18 protein-coding genes are annotated in these 19,893 nt (G+C 57.6%); 6 read left to right on the top strand and 12 right to left on the bottom strand.

The window, feature by feature from the left end; genetic code table 11:
- Positions 1–68 precede the first annotated feature (68 nt).
- The 8 genes from EXZ61_RS05665 to EXZ61_RS05700 form a co-directional block, all read right to left on the bottom strand.
- Positions 69–809, bottom strand: a complete 741-nt coding sequence (locus EXZ61_RS05665) for an FkbM family methyltransferase (protein ID WP_142809846.1) — start codon at positions 807–809, stop codon at positions 69–71.
- Between the two features lie 83 nt (positions 810–892).
- Positions 893–1,996 (bottom strand): FkbM family methyltransferase, encoded by a 1,104-nt coding sequence (locus EXZ61_RS05670; RefSeq protein ID WP_142809848.1) that lies wholly within the window; start codon positions 1,994–1,996, stop codon positions 893–895.
- 596 nt (positions 1,997–2,592) lie between these two features.
- A complete protein-coding gene (locus EXZ61_RS05675) occupies positions 2,593–4,710 on the bottom strand; it encodes a tetratricopeptide repeat protein (protein ID WP_168224710.1) in 2,118 nt (705 codons plus the stop codon).
- Positions 4,711–4,836: 126 nt separating this feature from the next.
- On the bottom strand, positions 4,837–5,472 hold the full coding sequence (locus tag EXZ61_RS05680; RefSeq protein ID WP_142809853.1) for a helix-turn-helix transcriptional regulator: 636 nt from the start codon (positions 5,470–5,472) through the stop codon (positions 4,837–4,839).
- Positions 5,469–6,719 carry an MFS transporter gene (locus EXZ61_RS05685; protein WP_142809854.1) on the bottom strand — a complete coding sequence of 417 codons (1,251 nt, stop codon included), beginning with the start codon at positions 6,717–6,719 and terminating at the stop codon, positions 5,469–5,471. Before EXZ61_RS05685 ends, EXZ61_RS05680 begins: the two co-directional genes overlap by 4 nt.
- An 87-nt stretch (positions 6,720–6,806) precedes the next feature.
- Positions 6,807–7,742, bottom strand: coding sequence for an OmpA family protein (locus tag EXZ61_RS05690; RefSeq protein ID WP_142809856.1), 936 nt, complete (start codon positions 7,740–7,742; stop codon positions 6,807–6,809).
- A gap of 65 nt (positions 7,743–7,807) precedes the next feature.
- Positions 7,808–8,194: a DUF4398 domain-containing protein gene (locus EXZ61_RS05695; RefSeq protein ID WP_142809859.1), complete on the bottom strand. Its 387-nt coding sequence runs from the start codon at positions 8,192–8,194 to the stop codon at positions 7,808–7,810.
- Between the two features lie 38 nt (positions 8,195–8,232).
- On the bottom strand, positions 8,233–8,391 hold the full coding sequence (locus EXZ61_RS05700) for a DUF3309 family protein (RefSeq protein WP_142809861.1): 159 nt from the start codon (positions 8,389–8,391) through the stop codon (positions 8,233–8,235).
- A gap of 338 nt (positions 8,392–8,729) precedes the next feature.
- On the opposite strand from EXZ61_RS05700, the gene EXZ61_RS05705 reads away from it, so the two are divergent.
- The gene (locus tag EXZ61_RS05705; protein WP_142809862.1) at positions 8,730–10,433 is read left to right on the top strand and encodes a M14 family zinc carboxypeptidase; all 1,704 of its coding nucleotides are present in this window, start codon (positions 8,730–8,732) and stop codon (positions 10,431–10,433) included.
- A gap of 24 nt (positions 10,434–10,457) precedes the next feature.
- Here the strand turns inward: EXZ61_RS05705 and pdxR are convergent, their stop codons facing one another.
- The gene (gene pdxR, locus EXZ61_RS05710) at positions 10,458–11,918 is read right to left on the bottom strand and encodes a MocR-like pyridoxine biosynthesis transcription factor PdxR (RefSeq protein WP_142809864.1); all 1,461 of its coding nucleotides are present in this window, start codon (positions 11,916–11,918) and stop codon (positions 10,458–10,460) included.
- 115 nt (positions 11,919–12,033) lie between these two features.
- On the opposite strand from pdxR, the gene EXZ61_RS05715 reads away from it, so the two are divergent.
- On the top strand, positions 12,034–12,714 hold the full coding sequence (locus tag EXZ61_RS05715) for a pyridoxamine 5'-phosphate oxidase family protein (RefSeq protein ID WP_142809866.1): 681 nt from the start codon (positions 12,034–12,036) through the stop codon (positions 12,712–12,714).
- Positions 12,715–12,723: 9 nt separating this feature from the next.
- Here EXZ61_RS05715 and EXZ61_RS05720 read toward each other — a convergent pair whose 3' ends face one another.
- Both EXZ61_RS05720 and EXZ61_RS05725 read right to left on the bottom strand, forming a co-directional pair.
- Positions 12,724–13,362, bottom strand: a complete 639-nt coding sequence (locus tag EXZ61_RS05720) for a protein phosphatase CheZ (RefSeq protein ID WP_142809868.1) — start codon at positions 13,360–13,362, stop codon at positions 12,724–12,726.
- Positions 13,363–13,458: 96 nt separating this feature from the next.
- Positions 13,459–14,352, bottom strand: coding sequence for a tetratricopeptide repeat protein (locus EXZ61_RS05725; protein ID WP_142809870.1), 894 nt, complete (start codon positions 14,350–14,352; stop codon positions 13,459–13,461).
- Positions 14,353–14,558: 206 nt separating this feature from the next.
- On the opposite strand from EXZ61_RS05725, the gene msrA reads away from it, so the two are divergent.
- Both msrA and EXZ61_RS05735 read left to right on the top strand, forming a co-directional pair.
- On the top strand, positions 14,559–15,230 hold the full coding sequence (gene msrA, locus EXZ61_RS05730) for a peptide-methionine (S)-S-oxide reductase MsrA (protein WP_237219100.1): 672 nt from the start codon (positions 14,559–14,561) through the stop codon (positions 15,228–15,230).
- An 88-nt stretch (positions 15,231–15,318) separates the two neighbouring features.
- Positions 15,319–16,479, top strand: a complete 1,161-nt coding sequence (locus tag EXZ61_RS05735; protein ID WP_142809872.1) for an iron-containing alcohol dehydrogenase — start codon at positions 15,319–15,321, stop codon at positions 16,477–16,479.
- Positions 16,480–16,527: 48 nt separating this feature from the next.
- Here EXZ61_RS05735 and EXZ61_RS05740 read toward each other — a convergent pair whose 3' ends face one another.
- Positions 16,528–17,655 carry an ABC transporter substrate-binding protein gene (locus EXZ61_RS05740; protein WP_142809874.1) on the bottom strand — a complete coding sequence of 376 codons (1,128 nt, stop codon included), beginning with the start codon at positions 17,653–17,655 and terminating at the stop codon, positions 16,528–16,530.
- Between the two features lie 490 nt (positions 17,656–18,145).
- Here EXZ61_RS05740 and EXZ61_RS05745 point away from each other — a divergent pair, with 490 nt between their 5' ends.
- Positions 18,146–18,955, top strand: coding sequence for a DODA-type extradiol aromatic ring-opening family dioxygenase (locus EXZ61_RS05745; protein ID WP_142809876.1), 810 nt, complete (start codon positions 18,146–18,148; stop codon positions 18,953–18,955).
- Positions 18,956–19,157: 202 nt separating this feature from the next.
- Complete coding sequence (locus EXZ61_RS05750) at positions 19,158–19,817, top strand: class I SAM-dependent methyltransferase (RefSeq protein ID WP_142809878.1); 660 nt, start codon at positions 19,158–19,160, stop codon at positions 19,815–19,817.
- The last annotated feature ends 76 nt before the right edge of the window (positions 19,818–19,893 follow it).

A 19,893-nucleotide genomic window follows, 5' to 3' on the forward strand; every position in this document is an offset into this window, starting at 1 on the left:
ATTTTATGGCGAGCAGAATTTTTTCACGCATTTCATGAGAGCTTTCACAAAGCACTCCTAGAAAATCGCTATTTCGAAGCGAATATGTTGCAAAAACGTTTGGTGCTTGTGTCCCTAGAGAACTCGGACCGCATTTCACTAACAGTCATTGCTCTTTGCAACCAGTCATCGATTATGACTATCTCTTTAAAGCCAAGTGACGCAATGAACTCCGGAAAGTTTTCTGGATCATAGCCAGCCGCTCTCATCCAAGTTGGCGCCCACTCTATAACCATTTTTAAATCCTTGCTTGATTCGATCATTTCTTTTGCCCCACTAAGCACCGCGACCTCATCGCCCTGCACATCGCATTTTAAGAAGTCGACTCTCCGTGACTGAGGTTCAAGTTCAAAGTACCAATGATCTAGAGTTTCAATAGGAACGGTAATCTTTCGTGTATTTTGCGCAAATGGTGTCATCGAGACACCAGAATTTACATAATCTTCCGTCATGAAAAAATCGGTTGTTCCACGTCTATTGCCAACGGCAAAGTTAATAATTGACACATTGCCTAGTGTCGCGGTGTTGCCGTGCAAAATAGGGATGACTTCAGGAGATGCTTCGACAGCAAATACATGTCCCGCTTCTCCAACCCATTGGGAGGCAAGCGTGGAAAAATAGCCAATATTTGCTCCAATGTCCAAAAATGTATCTCCAGGTCGGAGATATTTTTTTACATAACTGGTAGTCAGTGGTTCGAATGCATTGTAGATTTTTGCAAGTCTATCCGGCACTTCTATAAACAATTGATCGGAAATTTCTATTTTCATAGTTATTCTGTTTTGTTGGAGGATCAGGGCTCAAGCGTTTTGGGTTGGTTGAATTAAGGAGTTGTAGAGAGCGCTGATATGGTCTAGCGCTTTACTGGTACAAAATACATAATTGTTTCTGTCCAGCTTTCGGTGTAGTGGCGTAAAAATACACTGTATTCAGGCCAGCAATCCAGTACGAAATCGAGCGTCTTCCAAATATCAGATGGGGCGTGGTAGACAGCTATCGCTAATTTGGGATGGCATTTCTTTATATGCCAAGAAGCACCTTTGAGTGCATTTAATTCCCAGCCTTCCAAATCCATTTTGATAAATGTGGCCTCATCGTCCAGGTAGGAATCAATAGTAGTCACCTCGATGGAGGCATCGCCATCCGCCGATATCAAACTGCCTGAGCCCAAATTGGATTTAAAGTGCAATGTGCCTGCCTTGTCGGATACGCCTTTTTCAATGAATTCAACAGAACGAAATGCTGCCAGTCTACTTTTGGCTAGCTGCATGTTTTCATGTGAAGGTTCAAACAATATTACCCTTCTATAATTTGGATACTTCAGGCAAAACAACTCTGTGGTTTCGCCGTCGAATCCACCCGCATCCACAAACACTTCATCGTCAATATTTAGGAAGTCTTCAAAGTATTGCTCTTTAGGTCGATATGTGTAGCCAGGTAGGGCTGAAGAATCGCCCGTAAGTCGGTACATCAGAACATCATTAAATACTTTTTGTGACTCTGAGTCTGCCAATCGTTCATAAACTGTCTGCCATTTCCCTGCGTGAATCGCCATATCTGCTCTCGTTTGCGCGACAAAGTCGGGCAACGGTACTCGGTCTGGCAAGACCTTGCATAAGTCAGCGTATGACAGAATGTTTTTAATCCCAGAACTTTCAATACGGCGCATTGCAGTGGCTGGTCGTGAATTGGATACGCAATTTACAACGATTGAATCCTTCGCAACTTCATCTAATTTAAATACAGGCTTGCCTCTCCACGTTGTGCCAACTGGAGCATAGTCGTCAATAAATCCGTCCGAAGCAATCAACGCACTTAGCTGGCTTGATGACTCATTACGCCCGAAGAAATAGAGCGCTTGCTTACGGTTTTCAGAAATCAACGACAACACCAAAGTTCGAGTTTTTTCATCAACTGTCTGGCCGTAGTTGTTAATGACATTGTTAAAGTCAAGCATGCCTATTTCCAATCACTGTTGAAATATTGTTTTCGATTTGCTCAAACTTCGAGTTAAGTTATTGCCTGAGGCATAGTACTGTTCGAGCCAGACAAAAATACGTCCATAGACTTTGCTGGTAAATGTTGGCGCCAACGGTGCCACATCTTTCGGAAACCCACCCAAGCCCGATGGCCAGTGAAGTCGGTTTTTCCGGCCGCCGTCAGTGCGGGTACACCCATCCAAAGCGCATGAACTGTGCTGGTCCCTGCTATATAAGGCACGGGGTCTAGACGCCTATCTATCGCATGGTCGGGACGCACGTACGCCAAGGTTTCACGTCGCGCGACAAATAGGAGTCGGGCCTTGGGGTTGCTGCCTTGCGCAAACCCCTGCACCCTCTGATCGATAGAGCCTTCCTGCCCATCCGCGTCACCTATGCGAAGTAATGAAGTCGGCGCATCTATCCATAAACGTGACCACAACGCCACGGTGCTTGGGGACATTTTCTCGGTGAATTGCGTCTGCACCGGATGCCCTGCTGGGATCAGAAGGGGGCGCGTGACGTAGATTTCAGGAACCATATGGAGGGGCTGACTGGGGTCGCGTCAACAGGCTCACGCATCAAACGACTCGGCAGGTAGACCGGCACACCAGCGCTTCCACATGGTCCTGAACGCGCGCGAAATACCATCGACCATGCGTTGTTGCTGCACTTGGGCTTCTTGGTGGAGTCTTACCTTTTCCGCCAAACTAGCGCGCACCGCAGCGAGTTCATGGAGGTGTTCGCTCCAGTAAACGCCCTTTTCTACAAAATGCTGCTCATTGTCTGCCGCGAATTGCTCGCAACCGTAATGGGTCAGTATGCAAAGGCCCAATCTGCGAGTGAGTGTGTCACCAAACAAGGTGAGCGTAGGCACACCCATGTGCAAGGCATGGTAGGTGGTGGTGCCCCCACCGTAGGGCGTAGTGTCTAGGCAAAAATCTACTTCTTGGTGCAAGGCCAGATAGCCTTGAATGTCCCGGCGAGGCTCGAGTCGCAGCCGTTGCCGATCAATGCCAAGCGATTCAAACGACGCGATGAGTCGGAGGTCAACGCCGTCATCGAAATTGACATCGCCTACCAAGAGTCGCGCGCTTGGCAATGCATGCAAAAGCTTTGCCCACAGTGCCACGGACTCCGGGGTAATTTTCCCGATGCGATTGAAGCTGCCAAGGGTCAATCCCCCATTGCGAAGCGCAGGCAAGGGCCCAGGATCAGGTAGCCCCGCCTCGGGTTGGATGAGGCCACAAGTGGGCAACCGTACAAGCTTTTCTGTGAATTGCTGCTCAATCGGGCTCTCGGGCGGGCACAAGACCTTGTCCACCAAGTAGTAGTCCATGCCAGTCAAACCCGTCGTGCCTGGATACCCAATCCAGCTGACCTGCACTGGTGCTGGCTTGCGCGCAAAGGCCAACAGTCGGTTGAACCGCGTGTGCCCTGACAGATCCACCAAGATATCCACTTGGTCTGCGAGGATGGTTGCCGCGAGCGCTTCATCAGACATACCGGCAACGTGATTCCACTGCGCAAAGTGGCCGCGTATTTGCGTGGTCACCTCATCGACGGTAGCCAGCGTGTAGTAGGCGATCAGTGTCAGTGATGTGTCCTTCGCTAAACGCTCGAACATCGGCAGTATGAACTTGGCTACGACATGCGTACGAAAGTCTGGCGAGACAAATCCGACCCGAATCACGCGCTGAGGGTTGCGGTCGTTGGCGTGCTTCGGCCAACTCTTGCGCAAAGGCGCCTCAAACACCTCTCCAAAGCGGCGGTGTTCTTCAAAGAGTTGCTGTGCCCCCACCGTAGCGTTGTGGCTTAGGCAGAAAAGCAAGTTCATGTGCGCTAGGGCGTCTTGAGGATCAATGCGCAATGCGCTGCGAAATGCGTCTTCAGCCTCCTGTAGCTTTCCCTGTATCGTGAGCACGCCGCCAAGGTTGTATTGATTCTCCGCGACGGTAGGTGCCAAGGCAACCGCACGACGCAGGCATGCATCGGCACCCTTGCCCCCACGACCTTGGAACAGGGCCAAACCAAAGAGCTCCCAACAAAAGTTGTCCATGGGGCACTTAAAAAGCAAATCAAGTGCTAACGCCTCAAGCGCTTGGAATTTCTCTTGGGCGAGTAGCTGTGTCGCTGCGGCTTGCTCGTGCATTTTGGTCTTGCTCGCGCGCAGGGCTTGGTACCTTTTGTCTGCTTTGCGTTTCAGGCTGGACGCGGCGTAAACGCCGCCAGCGGACTTTGACACTTCCATAGCCTCGGACAGATCGAGCAGGAGAGGAATGAGGGCTGTGGCGTATCCCGGTTTGTCAGGGGAGTCGTTCAAGACCGTCCATGCCTGCAGCAAGCACTGTGATTGGATAAGGGCATCTGCCAAATCCAAACGGAAAGACATGGACTCTGGACATAGCGCAAGTGCCTTTTTCAATAGCAGTACGCCTTGCTCTGGCTGCTTGGCATGCACGGCGAGTAGACCCAAGCGGTGATGTGCTTGGGCGTGCTCTGGGTCTTCTTGCAAGATGGTGCGGTAAAACTCTTCGGCCTCCACCAACATGCCAGCCCGGTGGTAAGACTCCCCGTGCTCTAACGCCGTTTGAAGCACCCGCTCCCGCGCGGCTCGCAGCGCATCATCGATGTGGCTAGGCACGCTCGGTAGTTCTTGCGCCACGTAAGAGCCTATTGGAGCTGACTGCATGGAGAGCATAGAAGTAGTGCTTGAGCCTAAATGTGTTCTCCGCAGAATACCCCCTATGAACTTGCCTTGCTGTGGGGAAAGCCCTGTCTTTAGGCCGCTTTTCTGGGGAGTCCACGGGCCGGAGATTTAGCCCTTTATCGGTTTGATGGGCGTAATGGCATACGCACACCGCTGTCCCCCAGCCAGCACATGGTCTACACGCTCTACTTGGGCTTGTGGGCCCAGTGCGGTGCGAAAGACGGCGAGTTCTGAGCGACAAAAGCCTTGGCACTCTTTGGCTGCGGCGCAGATCGGGCAGTGGTTTTCTACGAGCAAGAAGCCACCGTCGGGCAGCACCTCGGCGTGGGCCATATAGCCTTCTTCCTCGCGCACCTGGGCCAGAGCCTCCACACGCTCGGCCAAGGTGCTGGTGCCCTGCATGCGCTGCGCGTAACTTGCCTCGCTGGCTTTTTCACGGGCGCTGATCAGTTGATCTAGGCCCGCTTCGCCGAATAGCGAGCGCACTTGGGCGATGAGCTGCAAGGTGAGGTCACTGTGGCGGTCAGGAAAGCGGGCGTGGCCCGCGTCGGTGAGCATCCAGTAGCGCGCAGGGCGGCCCACTTTGTCGGCACGGTCTTCGGCTTGCAACAGGCCTTTGTCTTGCCACGTTTCCAAGTGGCGCCGAGCGCCCATGGAGGTGAGGTTTAAGGCCAGCGCTAGCTGTTGGGCGGTAGCGGGGCCCCGGGTTTTGATTAAAAACAGTATGTGCTCAGCTGTGTTCATGGTCGCACCATAGCCGAGTTGTGGGTCACGGTGTGGGGGGCTTTGTCTATGGTCTTGTTCCACTGCGCGATGCGCCAGGCTGACCAAGCCCCCAAGACCGCGCCCAAGAGCAAAACCCAGCGGGTGTCAAACAAGGTAAGTACCGCGCCTGCCATGGCCATCAAGATGTTGGCAATGCAAAACGTGGTGGACAGCAAACCCATCACCGCCCCTTGCCCTAAGTGGCCAAAGCGCTCTGCGCACCACGCCGGCATGATGGCGTTGTAAAACGCATTGGGAACGGCAAACGCCACAATGGCTACCAAGCCCACCTGCGGCGAACCCAGCCCGACGGCCGCTACACAACTGGCTGTCAGCACAGCCCAGCGGCTGGCCTGCAGCAGAGGCACTTTGGGTTCATTGCGCCCGGCCACGGTGCTGGCCAAGGTCATGGCGCCGCACAGGGCCGCGGTGGTCCACGCAATGGCGGCGGCGTCAAACTTCCAAGTCTCCACCAGCCATAGCGGGTAAAACTCATAAAAAGCAGTAATGCCACAGGTGTAGGCCAGGTGCACGATGAACAAGGTGCGCAGTGGCGCGTGGCTCAGCAGCCGCAGCGAGTTTTCATGCTTGACCACCTGCCACCAACCCGTGTGGCACATGCTGGGCGCTTGGGGCGCAATGGCAATAGCGGCGATGCTGGCGGTTACCAAGAGCGCAGCCACAGCCACCCAAAATGGCACGGTGACACCAAAGGGCAAAGTGAGTCCCGCCAGCAAGGGGCCGGCCAGCCAGCCCATGTAAAACGCGCTATTGAGCCAAGCCATGGCCCGCACGCGCAGGCTGCCTTCGAGTTGCTCGGCAAGCATGGCACGCGCCACGCTGCCATTGCCCTCCATGAGGCCTGTGACAAAGCGCGCCACGATAAACAGCGGGTAAGACTGCATCAGCAGCGCGGCAGCGGTCACCGCGTGGCCCAAGGCCGCCGCCAGTGCGGTACCCAGCAGTACAGGGCGCCTGCCGTAGCGGTCTGACAAAGGGCCTAAAAGTGCTGAGCCAATGAGCAAGCCCAAGGGGTTAATGGCCAGTGCCACGCTGAACAGCAGCTTGGGCGGCAAGCCCAAATAGTGGTTGAAGTTGTTGTTGGCCTCTGCCGCGAACAGCGGCGGCAAGATGGGGTAGGGCAGCGCCGCTCCCACGGTGGAGAACAAAGCCACCATGCAGGCGGCCATGATGAGCAGGGTGGTCTTGAGGGGCGTGCGTTCCATGGTGGCTGCATTTGTAAACTTTATTGATTACAAATGTAGCCGAAAACTCAATAAGTAAATTATTTAAATTACTTATGTGCCCCATAGTCAGCGCGGCGGGACCCTGCCCGACTCGTCAGACAACACAATTTCCACCCGCCGGTTGCGTTGGCGTTGAGGTGCGGTGTCGTTGGCAGCCACGGGATAAGCCTCGCCATAACCCTTGGCGTCAATGCGCCCTGCAGGTATGCCCAAGTTTTGCAGGGCTTCCATGACCGCGTTGGCGCGCCGCTCAGACAGCTCTTGGTTGTGCGCGCTGCTGCCTGTGCTGTCGGCAAAGCCCTCAATCAACACCCTGCGCTGCGGGTTTTCTTGCAAGATGTTCGCCAACTTTTGGGCGGTGCGTATGCCGTCGCCATTGAGGCGGGCGAGATCGGTGCCGAACAGCACATCGCTCAAGGTAATGACAAAGCCGCGCTCGGTCTTTTGCGCGGCCAAGGCGGCCAGCTGACGCTCTAGCAAGGCGTTTCTGTCCAGGGCGTTTTGGGCTTGGTTTTGGGCGGCGGCACTTGCGTCCAGGGCCTGTTGGGTGTCAAGGCGGGCCCGATCGGCCCGCGCCTGGGCGATGGCCGCATCAGCCTTGGCCTGGTCGGCTTCTACCGTACGTTGTTGCAGCAGCACTTGGTCACGCACTTTGCTGGCGTTGGCGACTTGGGCTTCGGCAGCCTTTTGGCTGGCAAGGGCTTGGGCAATGCCAATTCTTTGCTTGGCCAGGTAGGCCAGTTTGTCGATGTCTTCGGCGCTCGCCCTATCCATCGCGGCGGTGTTGGCCTGCGAGAGTGCGTCACTGGCAAGCTTCATCTCCAGTGGGGCGTAGGTCGCCACGTCCGGGTTGGCAACTGCGACCCGGTAGTCCATACGGGTTTGCTCCAGCAGGGTGGTGTTGTTGGGCAAGCTGCTGCACGCACCTAAGAACGCGGCCAGTGCGAGCGCGATGGGGGCCAACCGGGTCGTCAGATGGCGGGGAAGTGGGGGTGTTTTCATTGGAGTAGTCTCAAAAATGGTGGAGGGCGATGTGGGGGCCTAGCGTTGGCAAAGGCACTGGGGACCTACTTGTTGTTGCGCTCAATCTCTTCGCGCAGTACGCGTATGTCGTCTTGCAGCGCCGCTGCGGCGGCTTGTGCCTTGGTGGAGTTGGCCTTGCTTTGGGCGAGCTTGGCGTCGGCCTGGGCTTGGGCGGCTAGGTCTACCGCCATGGCGTAGTCTTTGGCGGCCAGGGCTTGGTTGGCGCGCGCCAGCTTTTCACGCGCGGTGCGCATTTCGTCGGGGGCGTATTGCGCACCGCCTGCAGTTGCTGCGTTATCTACGGCGGCTTTGGACACGGCCACGTCAGCGGTGGCGGGCGTCTTTAGGCTGCTGCAGGCGGCCAAGGCCAGGCACAGTGCGCCTGCGGTGAGCCGGCATGCGCGCAGGGTACTTGGGCTGAGGTGAAACATGGGGGCTCCTAGTGAAGTGGGGAATACGGGCGGAGGCATCACAGCCGTCCCATCAGGATGAAGACGAGTAAAACCACTGGGACCACGCCCAAGCCGCCGCTGGGGCCGTAGCCCCAAGCTTGGCTGTGCTGCCAACTGGGCAAAGCCCCAATCAGCATCAAGACCAGAATGATTAAAAGAATGCTGCCCAAACTCATGGTGTGCTCCTTGGCCTAAGGGGCCCGCGGGTTGATAAGGGTGGGAGCTTGCGCTGTGACGCGCACAGGGTCGGTGCGGTGCAACACCCACGCGGTGAACCTGACGCGCAGGTAGGCACCTGTTGCGTCAGCAGTTCCGACACCGCGCGTGCACAAAGGGGCAGCGCATACCTGCGGCCCATGGGTGCGACAGAGTGAATAGGCCGCTTGCGCCTAAGCCATAAGCGTCGGTAGCTATGTAAATAATAGCAACCGGCGTTGGTGGTGGTTTTCAAAATATGAATGAAATATATTTGCGACAATTCCACCACTTTTTTAGCAAGCCCTTTGCACTGCCTATGACCTACGCGTTCACTCCTAGCTTTCAAACGCCCTATGAGTTGGGCAATGGCAACCAAACCACCACCTGGGCGCAGTGCATTGCGTTTTACGAGGGCTTGGCGCAGCAGTTTCCGCAGGTGCTGCAGCTCACACAGATTGGCACCACCAACAGTGGGCGTCCGCTGCACGCTGGGGTGGTCACAGCGGATGGCATGTTTGACCGTTCCACCTTAAAAGCCCTTGGGCGGCCGGTCTACTTCAACAACAACGGCATCCACCCCGGCGAGCCTGAGGGCATAGACGCGTGCATGGCGCTGGTGCGCGACTTTTGCCTGCAGCCAGAGCGCTTGGCGGCGCTGGGGCGCACCGTGTTCTTGTTCATTCCCGCCTACGGCGTAGACGGCATGCACAACCGCAACAAGCGCTCGCGCACTGACCAGGTGGGGCCTGAGAGTTTTGGCTTTCGTGGCAATGGGCGCAACCTGGACCTCAACCGCGACTTCATCAAGGCCGACAGCCTAGAGGCCCAAGCCTTTTGCCGCTTCTTTACCGCGTGGGACCCCGATGTCATGGTGGACACCCACACCTCCAATGGCGCGGACTACAGCTACACCATGACGTTGATCCACACGCAAAGCGACAAGCTGGGCGACGTGCTGGGCCCGTATCTGCGCGAGACCATGCTCCCTGCCATTTACGAAGGCATGGAGCAGCGGGGCTGGCCCACCTGCCCCTATGTCAACCCGGTGCATGACTCGCCTGACAAAGGCATCCAGCATTCCTTGGAGGTGCCGCGTTTTTCTACCGGTTACGCCGCCTTGCACCACACCGTGGGCTTTATGACTGAGACCCACATGCTCAAGACGTTCGCCCAACGTTATGACTCCATGCGTGCTTTGGTGGAGACGGTGCTGGCCTATACCGTGAGCCACGGTCCGGCCCTACAAGCCCTGCGCGCTGCCGCTAAGGCAGACGCTGCGCGCTGCAGCCAATGGCCCGTGCTGTGGCGCATTGACTACGAGCGGCCTTCGCAAGTGCCCTTCAAAGGATTCAAGGCGGTCTACAGCCCCAGCAAGTTGGGTAACTACACCCGGCTGTCGTATGACCGCAGCCAGCCTTGGGAGCACGACATTACGTTTTTCAACCGATGCACCCCTGAGGTGCTGGTAGACACGCCCAAGGCCTACGTCATTCCCCAAGCCTGGCGCGAGGTGATTGAACGGCTGCAATGGAACGGGGTGGTGACGGAACGCCTAGCGCAGGACCAAGTACGCCGGGTGGGTGTGTACCGCATAGCCCATGTGCAAACGCGGGCCAGACCTTACGAAGGCCATATGTTCCACGATGGAGTCACCGTGACCACCCACATGGAAGACGTGCAGTTGTATGCCGGTGACTACCTGGTGCCCCTGAACCAAGCGCAAGCCCGCTTTGCCGTAGAAACCTTAGAGCCGCAGGCCCATGACAGCTTTTTCCGGTGGGGCTTTTTCAACAGCGTGCTGGAGAAGAAAGAAGCGTTTTCCGACTACGTGTTTGAAGACACGGCGTGGGACATGCTACAAGCCGAGCCGCTGCTGGCTGCGCAGTTTGAAGACTGGAAAGACCAGCACCCCCAAGACGTGTCGGACCCTCAGAAAGTCTTGCAGTTCATCTTTGCCAACGGCAAGCGTTTCCACGAGCCGGAGTGGATGCGCTACCCCGTATTCGGTTGGGTGGATTAAGGCGCGTGCATGCGCTTTGCAAACTCAAAGCTTTGGGGTGTGTTGGCGAATCACGCTGGCTAAGGTTTGCACCAAGGGCTGCATGTGCGCGGCATCTACTTGGGCGTAGCCCAAGACCAAGCCATTCCATTGCGCAGGAACGCCGTCGCTGGTCGCATGGCTGCTTAAGGCTGGGGCAGCCACGCCAGCACGCAGTGCCGCAAGACTGACTTGGGCCGCCGCGGTGCGCGGGTCTTTAAAGCATAGGGCCAAATGCATGCCCGCACTCTCGCCGTGGATGGTGCAGACATCGTCTAGGTGCTGGTGCAGTGCCGTTAGCAATGCGTTGCGTCTGGCGCGGTACACCCGCCGCATGCGCCGCAGGTGCAGGTTCAACTGGCCACTGCGCATGAACTCTGCAAGCACCATTTGCTCGGCGGTGCGTCCCCGCAAGCTGGCATGGGCCACCAACTGCGACACTGCGCCTGCCAAGTTTGGGGGGGTTACCACATAGCCCACCCTGAGGGCTGGAAACAGCATCTTGCTAAACGTTCCGAGGTACAGCACCGGCGCGCCTTGCGTCAGGCCTTGCATGGCGGGCAGCGGGGGGCCTTCGTGGCGGAACTCCGCGTCGTAGTCGTCTTCTATGACCAAAGCGCCTACTTGGCTTGCGTGGGTCAGCAAGGCCACGCGTCGTTGCATGCTGAGCACACCGCCTGTGGGGTATTGGTGCGCAGGGGTGACGTAAATGAGCTTGGGTGGGCGCGCGGCCCAGTCTTGGGCCCTTGGGGCAATGCCTTCTGCGTCCACCGGAATGCCCACCGCATGTAAGCCCGCATTGCGAAACGCCGTCAGGGCACCTCCATAGCCCGGGTTCTCTATCCACACGGTGTCTCCCTCGTCCGCAAAGGCACGCGCGCACAGCTCCAAGCTGCTTTGGGTGCCGTCGGTGATAAACACTTGTTGCGCGTCGCAACGCGCACCGCGTGAGGCCCGTAAGTGGTCGGCAATGGCGGCGCGCAGGCCAGGTTCGCCCAGTGGGTCACCATAGCCCAGTTGCGCCGGGCCCAGTTGGCGCCATATGCGCTCGCTAGTGCGACGCCAAGCCAAGGTAGAGAACTCGGCCAGCGAGGGGACGCCAGGCGCAAAAGCCCCGGCTAAATCGGATGCAAGCGGCAGGGCATGCTGGGCGCGTGCACGCCGCGATAGCCCGGCCGCAGGCGGGCTTGCCGCACGCGCGTCGAGCGCCGCGCGCATGGGTAAAGCATTGACTACCGTGCCGGTGCGGTCGCTGTGTACCAAGCCTTCTGTGACTAGTTGGTTGTACGCATACAAGACGGTGTTGCGTGCCATTCGCAATTCGAGCGCTATTGAGCGGCTAGGTGGCAGACGTGTACCCGCCGCCAAGGTGCCATTGAGAATGGCCGTGCGTAAACCTATGTGCAGACGCCTCTGGGCAGAGCCTTGTGCAGGTGCATAGGTGGCTAGCAAAACGGAAAGGTCCATAACTGGGCGTGTTTGTGATCTCTGGTTCTAAAAAAAATCCCGATTGTGGCTCTAAAAAAGGAGCCGCATGTATCTACATTGCGGGCTCCTTTCACTTTTTTTGATAACGCCCACCATGACCGAAACCACCCACATTGCACCTGCATCAGACGTGCCAATGGCCCCTAGCGACCGCACGCGGGTGCGCCGGGTGGCTGAAAACGCTCGCTATGACGCGGCAACGTTGTACGCAATCGTTGACGCGGCCTATGTGTGCCATCTTGCGTTCGCCGATGAGAAAGGTACCCATTGCATTCCGATGGCGTGTTGGCGTGAAGGGGAGCATTTGTACATCCATGCTTCCAATGGCAGTCGCTTGATGAAGCACCTCTGCAAGGGCACGCAAGTGTGTATCACCATCACCCATATCGATGGCTTGGTCTTGGCGCGTTCGGCCTTCAACCATTCGATGAACTACCGCTCGGCCATGGTGTATGGCCAGTTTGAGCGCGTCGAGAGTGATGCCGCCAAGCGCGCATCTTTGGAGGCTTTCATGGACAAACTGGCGGTGGGCCGGCAAGCCGAAATACGTGCGGGGAATGACAAAGAGTATGCGGCAACCACGGTGTTGCGCATTGCGCTGACCGAGGCCGCTTGCAAGGTGCGCGAAGGAGGCGCTGTGGATGATGCCGACGATATGGGCAGCACAGCGTGGGTTGGGGTGCTACCTATCGCCAGTCAGCGTTTAGCCCCCCAGCCAGACCCACTGTGCACCGCACCCACCCCGCAGTATGTGCAAGACTGGGCTGGAGCGTAGCAAACGGGCTTAGAAGCCCAAGTCGGCCAGCATGGCGTCTACATCGTTTTGGGCCATGCGAATGCTGCCGACGGCGCCCGGGCCAGCCAGCTCTTCTTCCTTTTTGAGGGACGCGATTTTGCCTTCAGGCGCGCCACTGATGAGCAGCTTGATCAGGTCCGTCTCGGTGCGCTCGATCAAGGTGGCCACTTTCTTGATGAGCTGCCCGGTCAGGTCTTGAAAGTCTTGCGCCATCATGATTTCAGACAGGGCGGCACTGGTGGCCTGCGTGCGGAACTGGGTGTCTGACAGAAACGCTTGGGTTTGCTGCACCAAAGCTTGCATCTCGGGACTCAAGCCATGGGTCTGCACGCCCTCCCATTGCTTGGCTAAAGCTTTGGCGGAGGCTTCCATGTTTTGCTGCAAAGGGGAGGCCTCATCGACCTTGTTGAGCACCGTATTGGCGGCACGCTCGGTCATGGTGGCTACGTGCAAGAGACGTTCACGCGCGGAAGGAAACTCGTTAGACGCATCGGCCAAGGCGTTGTCTGCACCTACCCATGTGAGGGCATCGTGGAGCGCACGCACTACGTGGCCTAGGCCTTCGTACATCAGAGAGTTGGTGGAGTCAACGCCGTTGGCGGCTGCGGAGGATGTGTTGTCTGTCATAAGTCTCTTCTTTTTCGGCTACCAGATGAGAAAACTTGAAAGCCGAACATACCTCATTCATCCCCCGTATGGAAACTTTGTCGTAGCCGGGTAGCCTTAGCTGTCCCAGTCGCCCCCTCCCGCGTCATTGCTGGCAAACGAGGCACCGTCATCCCAAGAACTGCTGTCGTTGACGCCAAACCCTGGTCCCCCCATGTCACGGTTGATATGGGGTGCCGCAAAGTCATTGTTGGCAAAGCTGTTGTCTTGGGGGGGGTGCGTTTCGCCACTGCCCATCAGCCGGCTGCCTATGGCCTCAGCAGCCATGACCCCTGCGCCCACCGCCAAGCCAGCGGCCAGCCCGCCCATCACCTTGCCACCCAGTCCGCTGCTGGGGGCTTGGCCGTAGGCGTTGGGGGCGTAGCCCGCTGGGCTGTAGGGCGGTGCCACGCCATTGCCCAAGGTCCCTTGGCCAAAGGTTTGTGGACCGAGCAAGCTCGCGCTAGGGTCTTGCTGTGCAGCGCTGGCTGCGGGTTTGCGCTTTTTTCCTAAGGTGTAAATGGCAAACGCAAGCAGACCGCTGCCCGCCAGTATGGCCAAGGCCCATGGGAAGGGGGTTGCGGCAGCGGGTGCCGGTGCAGTGCGCGTTGCAGCTGCGGGGCCCGGGCTAGCTGCCAACTGTGCCCTAAGCGCTTGCACCGCCTCCGGCTTGGCAAACGTCAAGCCGGGAGCCAACTTTTCAGCGGTGGCAAGAGACTCACGCGCTTGCGCGGCTCGCCCTTGTCGAGCCTGCAGCTCAGCTTGCACAAAATGGGCTTTGGCGCTGTTGGGGTGGGCCACCAGCACCTGCTGCATCATGGTTTGGGCTTTGTCTAGCTGCCCGCTTTGGGCCGTTTCATAGACCTGGTTGAGGCTGGGCTCTGCCTGGGCTATTGCACCCAGTGAAAAAGCCGCAAGCGCCAGCGTGCTGAGCCATTTTGCGGTGCGTGTGCCACCTGAGAAACTGAACATGAAAAGCTTCCTTTGCCATCAATAGACTTACCGGCCGTACATGTGGGTGTTTGTGGCGATTGCAAGCAAGAGGTTCAGGGCTTTACTTCGTGTTTACAAAAGGTACAGGGGACCGCTAAAACTGCGCTGACGTGGGCGCTGAGACGGTGTAAGGTGTGGCGATTTCAGCCGACCAAGCCTTACAACCCACAACGCAGGTGCTCTGTATGCCACGCATTTTCACAAGCTACTTTTCTTTCCTTGCCTCCGCGAGGCGGCTATTGGCCATGGCCGTGGCCATCGCCGCTGCAGCTCTTTGGGCGCCCAGCGCGGGCTTGGCCCAGACCACCGCAAGCCCCGCTGCGGCCACCGCAAAGGCCGTGTTTGCGGGCGGATGCTTTTGGTGTGTGGAATCTGATTTCGACAAGGTACCAGGGGTACTGAGCACCACCTCAGGCTACACCGGGGGGAGGACTGCCAACCCTAGCTACGAACAGGTGTCTAGCCACAGCACGGGGCATGCGGAAGCCGTTGAAGTGCTGTTTGACCCAGCAAAAGTGAGCTACCAGCAACTCGTGGAGTACTACTGGCGAACTATTGATCCCACCACCAAAGATCAGCAGTTCTGCGACCGGGGCAGTCCGTACCGTACCGCCATCTTTGCGCAAAATGCAGAGCAACTGCGGATTGCAACCGCTTCACGCGCTGCGCTTGACAAGAGCAAACCGTTCAAAGAACCCGTCGTGACCGATGTGGTGATGGGCGGCGCCTTTTACCCCGCAGAGGAATACCACCAAGACTATTACAAGAAGAACCCGCTGCGCTACAAGTACTACCGCACGAGCTGTGGTCGGGATGCGCGCCTGCAACAACTGTGGGGCGACAAAGCGGCGCATTGAGGCACCGCGGAGACAGAGCACACGACCTCCCGCGCGCACAATGGGGTTTTGGCCCTCAGTGTTTGATTGGCCCATGTGAAGGAGCGTTATGTTTAACTTTGATTTCCACAACCCAACCCATATCGCTTTTGGCAAAGGTCGAGTGGCCGACCTCGCCAAGCTGGTGCCCGCAAGCGCCAAGGTTTTGATCTTGGTGGGGGGCGCCAGTGCCGAGAAGACGGGCACGTTGGCCGAGGTACGCTCGGCTTTGGGCGAACGTGCCCACAGCACGTTTGCGGGTATTGAGCCCAACCCTGGTTTTGATACGGCCATGCAGGCCGTGAATCAGATTCGTTCTGAGGGTTTTGATTTTCTGTTGGCTGTGGGCGGTGGTTCGGTTATTGACGCCACCAAGTTCATTGCGGCGGCGGTGCCCTTTGAGGGTGACCCGTGGACTATTTTGCTCAAGGGTGGCCGAAACATCCAAAGCGCCTTGCCCTTTGGTGCCGTACTGACCTTGCCAGCCACCGGTTCTGAGATGAACAACGGCGGCGTGATTACGCGGCGAGATATGGGTGCCAAGCTGCCGTTTCGCAGCTCCCACGTGTTCCCCCGGTTTGCAGTGCTAGACCCCACCAAAACTTACACATTGCCGGTGCAGCAGTTGGCCAACGGCGTGGTCGATGCCTTCGTGCACACGGTGGAGCAGTATTTGACCTATCCGTCCCATGCACCCGTGCAAGACCGTTTTGCGGAGGGGCTGTTGCAAACCTTGGTGGAGGTGGGGCCTCGTCTGTTGGACGCCAAAGAGCCGGTGTACGACGACCGCGCGACGCTGATGTGGGCCGCAACGCTGGCGCTCAACGGTCTCATTGGGGCTGGGGTGCCCCAAGACTGGTCCACCCACATGATCGGGCATGAACTCACCGCGTTGCACAACATTGACCATGCCCGCACCTTGGCCATCGTGTTGCCAGCCATGTTGCACGAGCGGCGGGTGCAAAAACGCGACAAGCTCTTGCAGTATGGCCAGCGCGTGTGGGGCATTCGGTCTGGGACTGAGGATGAACGCATTGCAGCCGCCATTGAGAATACCCGCACCTTTTTCGAGCACATGGGCATTCCAACCCGCTTGAGGGACTATGGCTTAGACGCCAGCGTGGTGAGTGCCGTGGTTGCCCAACTGGAGTCACACGGCATGACCCAGCTCGGTGAGCACCGGGACATTGATTTGGCGGTAAGCCGACGGGTGCTGGAAGCGGCTTTGTAGGTCTCTGTGCCTTGACTCACGGGGCCTCGGCCCCATGAGCAACCGAGCTTAACGCCTCACCTTGCCGTCCTCGGTCAGCAATGTCATTTCTACAAACGTAGAGCCGCTGTTCTTTTGGGAGTTAAAGTCAAAGGCCATGCCGCCTACGTTGTAGGGTTGCATGGTTTGAACTGCAGTGATAAAGCTCTCTCGGGTGAGTGCTTTGCCCGCGCGTCGCACGGCTTCGGTGAACACCTTGGCTGCCACAAACCCTTCCATGCTGGAGTAATTGGGGCCAGTTGCGACCAAACCTGCGGCTTGCATGGCGCCTAGGTACTCTGCCGCAATGACCGTCCCCGATGAGTAGGGGTAGGGCATGACCTGGCTCACCACCACACCGCGCGCCACGGTGCCGAGTTCGTCACTCAAGGCTTGGGTGCCCACGAAGGACAGGTTGTAAAAATTGCCGCTATAGCCTGCCCTGCGCGCCAAGCGGATAAAGGTGGCACAGGCACGGTAAGAGCCCACTTGCACGATGGCTTCGGGGTTTTTGTCCAAAATTTCTTTAAGCGCTGCTGCCACATCGTTGGAGTTGCGTTCGACGGTGCCAGTGGCTACAGGCTTCAAGTTCAGCGGTGCCAAAGCACGGACAACCCCCTCCAAACCGGTTTGGCCGTAGCTATCGTTTTGGTAGAAGACAGCAAACTTTTTGATGCCCACGGAGGTGGACTGCTTGATGATGGCGGCGGTTTCGTCATAGTACGAAGCTCGCAAGTTCACCACGTAGCGATTAACGGGGTCACGCAGCGTTTGTGCGCCAGTCAGCGGTGCAAACAGCGGTACTTTGGCCTCGGTCGCCAGAGGCAGTGCCGCCATGCTGGTGGCGGTGCCCACATAGCCAAACAAAGCAAACACGCCCTCACTGATGAACTGGCGCGTGTTGTTGGCGCATTTTTCAGGGTCGTATGCGTCGTCTAGGCGCTTGATTTCAATCGTGCGGCCGTTGACCCCGCCTTTGGCATTCAGGGCTTCAAAGTACAGGCGTGCACCTTGGTTGTACTGCACTCCCAGTTGCTCAGAAGGGCCGCTAAAAGGGGCAGACTGGCCTAGAACAATACCCTTGTCGGCTTGGGCAAAGGCCCACGGGCTGAGGCTGAGTGAAGCGAGGCTGGTGAGTAACTGGCGGCGTTGGATCATCGTGCGTACAAAACTAAGGGCAAAGAGGGTGCGCCGAGTGTGAGCTATACGTGCACCCACGTTAGTTCGGGTTTACCCTGTGTTTGAGAAGCGCGCCTAGGACACCTAAGCGCTGGAGATATGCTCGCCGACCTCGTGCTTTTGCCCTCAACGGCGCACCTTGGTTGTACTGCAAGCCCAGTTGCCCAGAGGGGCACCATGCGAATGGAGTAACACCTGCGCCGCCGATACCAGCAAGAATGTGACGAGGTTGAATCATGGCCCGATCAAAATGAATTAGTCGAATGTTGTTCACACTGGCGCTGTGTCTTGCCGGGGTTTTCTCGCGAACTAGGTAGAAGTCCTGAGTCCTCGGCGGCACGCTACGCGTTTAACTGCTTCGCAAGTACTGTGCCTACTTGATTGCGCTGCAGTTGGCTCCAACTAAGCAGCTTGGTGGGCACGCCTACGCGTACACCTCAAACGCACACTAGCAAAGGAAAACCCGTTTATGACCCGCATGCCCACGTACTTCATCTCCCACGGCGGTGGACCCTGGCCCTACATGGAAGACATGCGTGCCCGTATGCGCGTTTTGGAGGAGGCACTGCAAGACATGCCTCGGCAAGTAGGCACCACGCCCAGCGCAGTGCTGGTGATCTCCGGCCATTGGGAGGAGGCTGACTTTGCCGTCATGTCCCATGCCAAGCCACCCATGGTGTATGACTACTCTGGCTTTCCAGCGCATACCTACGAAGTGGTGTACCCAGCGCCGGGCGCGCCGGCACTGGCGCAGCGCATCGAGAGCTTGATTCACGCCGCTGGACTGCCTAGCCATTTGGATCCGCACCGGGGGTTTGACCACGGCACCTTTGCGCCTCTGGTGGTGATGTATCCCGACGCCCAGGTCCCCGTTCTGCAAGTTGCATTGAAGGCAGGCTTAGACCCCGCCATCCACATCGCCTTGGGGCGTGCATTGGCCCCCCTGCGTGACGAAGGGGTCTTGATCGTCGGCAGTGGCCAGAGCTACCACAACCTGCGCATGTTTGGCCCCCAAGCCAGACAGCCCTCCAACGCCTTTGACGCATGGTTGCAAGACACCTTGCTCCATAGCTCGCCAGAACAGCGCGAAGCGCGCTTGGTCAACTGGGCGCAAGCGCCTTCGGCCCGGATGGCCCACCCCCGCGAGGAGCACCTGCTTCCCTTGATGGTGGCCTTGGGGGCCGCCGCTGGCGACGCAGCCACCTGCGTGTACCACGAAGAGGGCATCTTTGGAGGTGTGACTGCATCGAGTTTTCGATTTGATGCTGCGGCGACTTAAGTCCAAAGGCAAATATGCGGTTTCCGCCTATGGATAAAGCCTGAGCAGCTATCAATAAAGTAGCAATTGGCGTTGCTTGGTAGACGCCTGCGGTCCGGGTCTCTATACTCGCCCCATCGGCCCGCATCGCATGTAGCAAGTGTTGTGTTTGTTGAGCGAAGTGCACGCTTCGCATCGCAACCCCTTCTACAAGGACCCTGCTATGTCGGGTTACCACTGCAAACACGAAACCCACAGGCTGGGTGACTCCAACTTTCATATTCGCTCACTGCTAGACAAAATGCAGTACGACGATGCTGACGGGGCGGCCGAGGCGGCCGGTATTTCGTCTGCGGCGTGGCCCTTGTTCGGGTTGGTCTGGCCCTCTGCCCGCATGCTGGCCAACGCCATGCAAACCCAAGACCTCGTCAACAAGCGCGTGCTAGAAATTGGCTGCGGCTTGGGCTTGGCCAGTATGGTGATCCACAAGCGGCTGGGTGATGTGACCGCCAGTGATTGCCACCCCTTGAGCGATGCATTTTTGCAAGAGAACGCCCGTTTGAATGGCCTGCCTCCCATGAAGTACCAGACCGGGCACTGGGAGCGTGAAAACCTGGGCTTGGGCCTGTTTAACCTGATTATTGCAAGCGATGTGCTGTACGAGCGCCAGCAGCCGGACACCTTGTCGGGCTTTATTGACCTGCACTCAAGTCCGCAGGTCGATGTGATCGTGTTGGACCCTGACCGTGGCAACCGCAATGGCTTTTGCCGCAAGATGCAAGAGCGGGGCTACGTGCTGGACATGCAGCGCGCGGGCCTGCACCAAAACACGGGTGAGGCCTACAAAGGCCACTTTTTGAACTTCCGCAGGGGCTACATCTAAACCTCTCAGGTGTGTGCCATCGGCGTTTGCAAGGAGATTCGTCGAATTTGCTATGCAGCCACGCGCTTCTTCACCA

The sequence above is a fragment of the Rhodoferax aquaticus genome, from assembly GCF_006974105.1.
GTDB classification, from domain to species: domain Bacteria; phylum Pseudomonadota; class Gammaproteobacteria; order Burkholderiales; family Burkholderiaceae_C; genus Allorhodoferax; species Allorhodoferax aquaticus_A.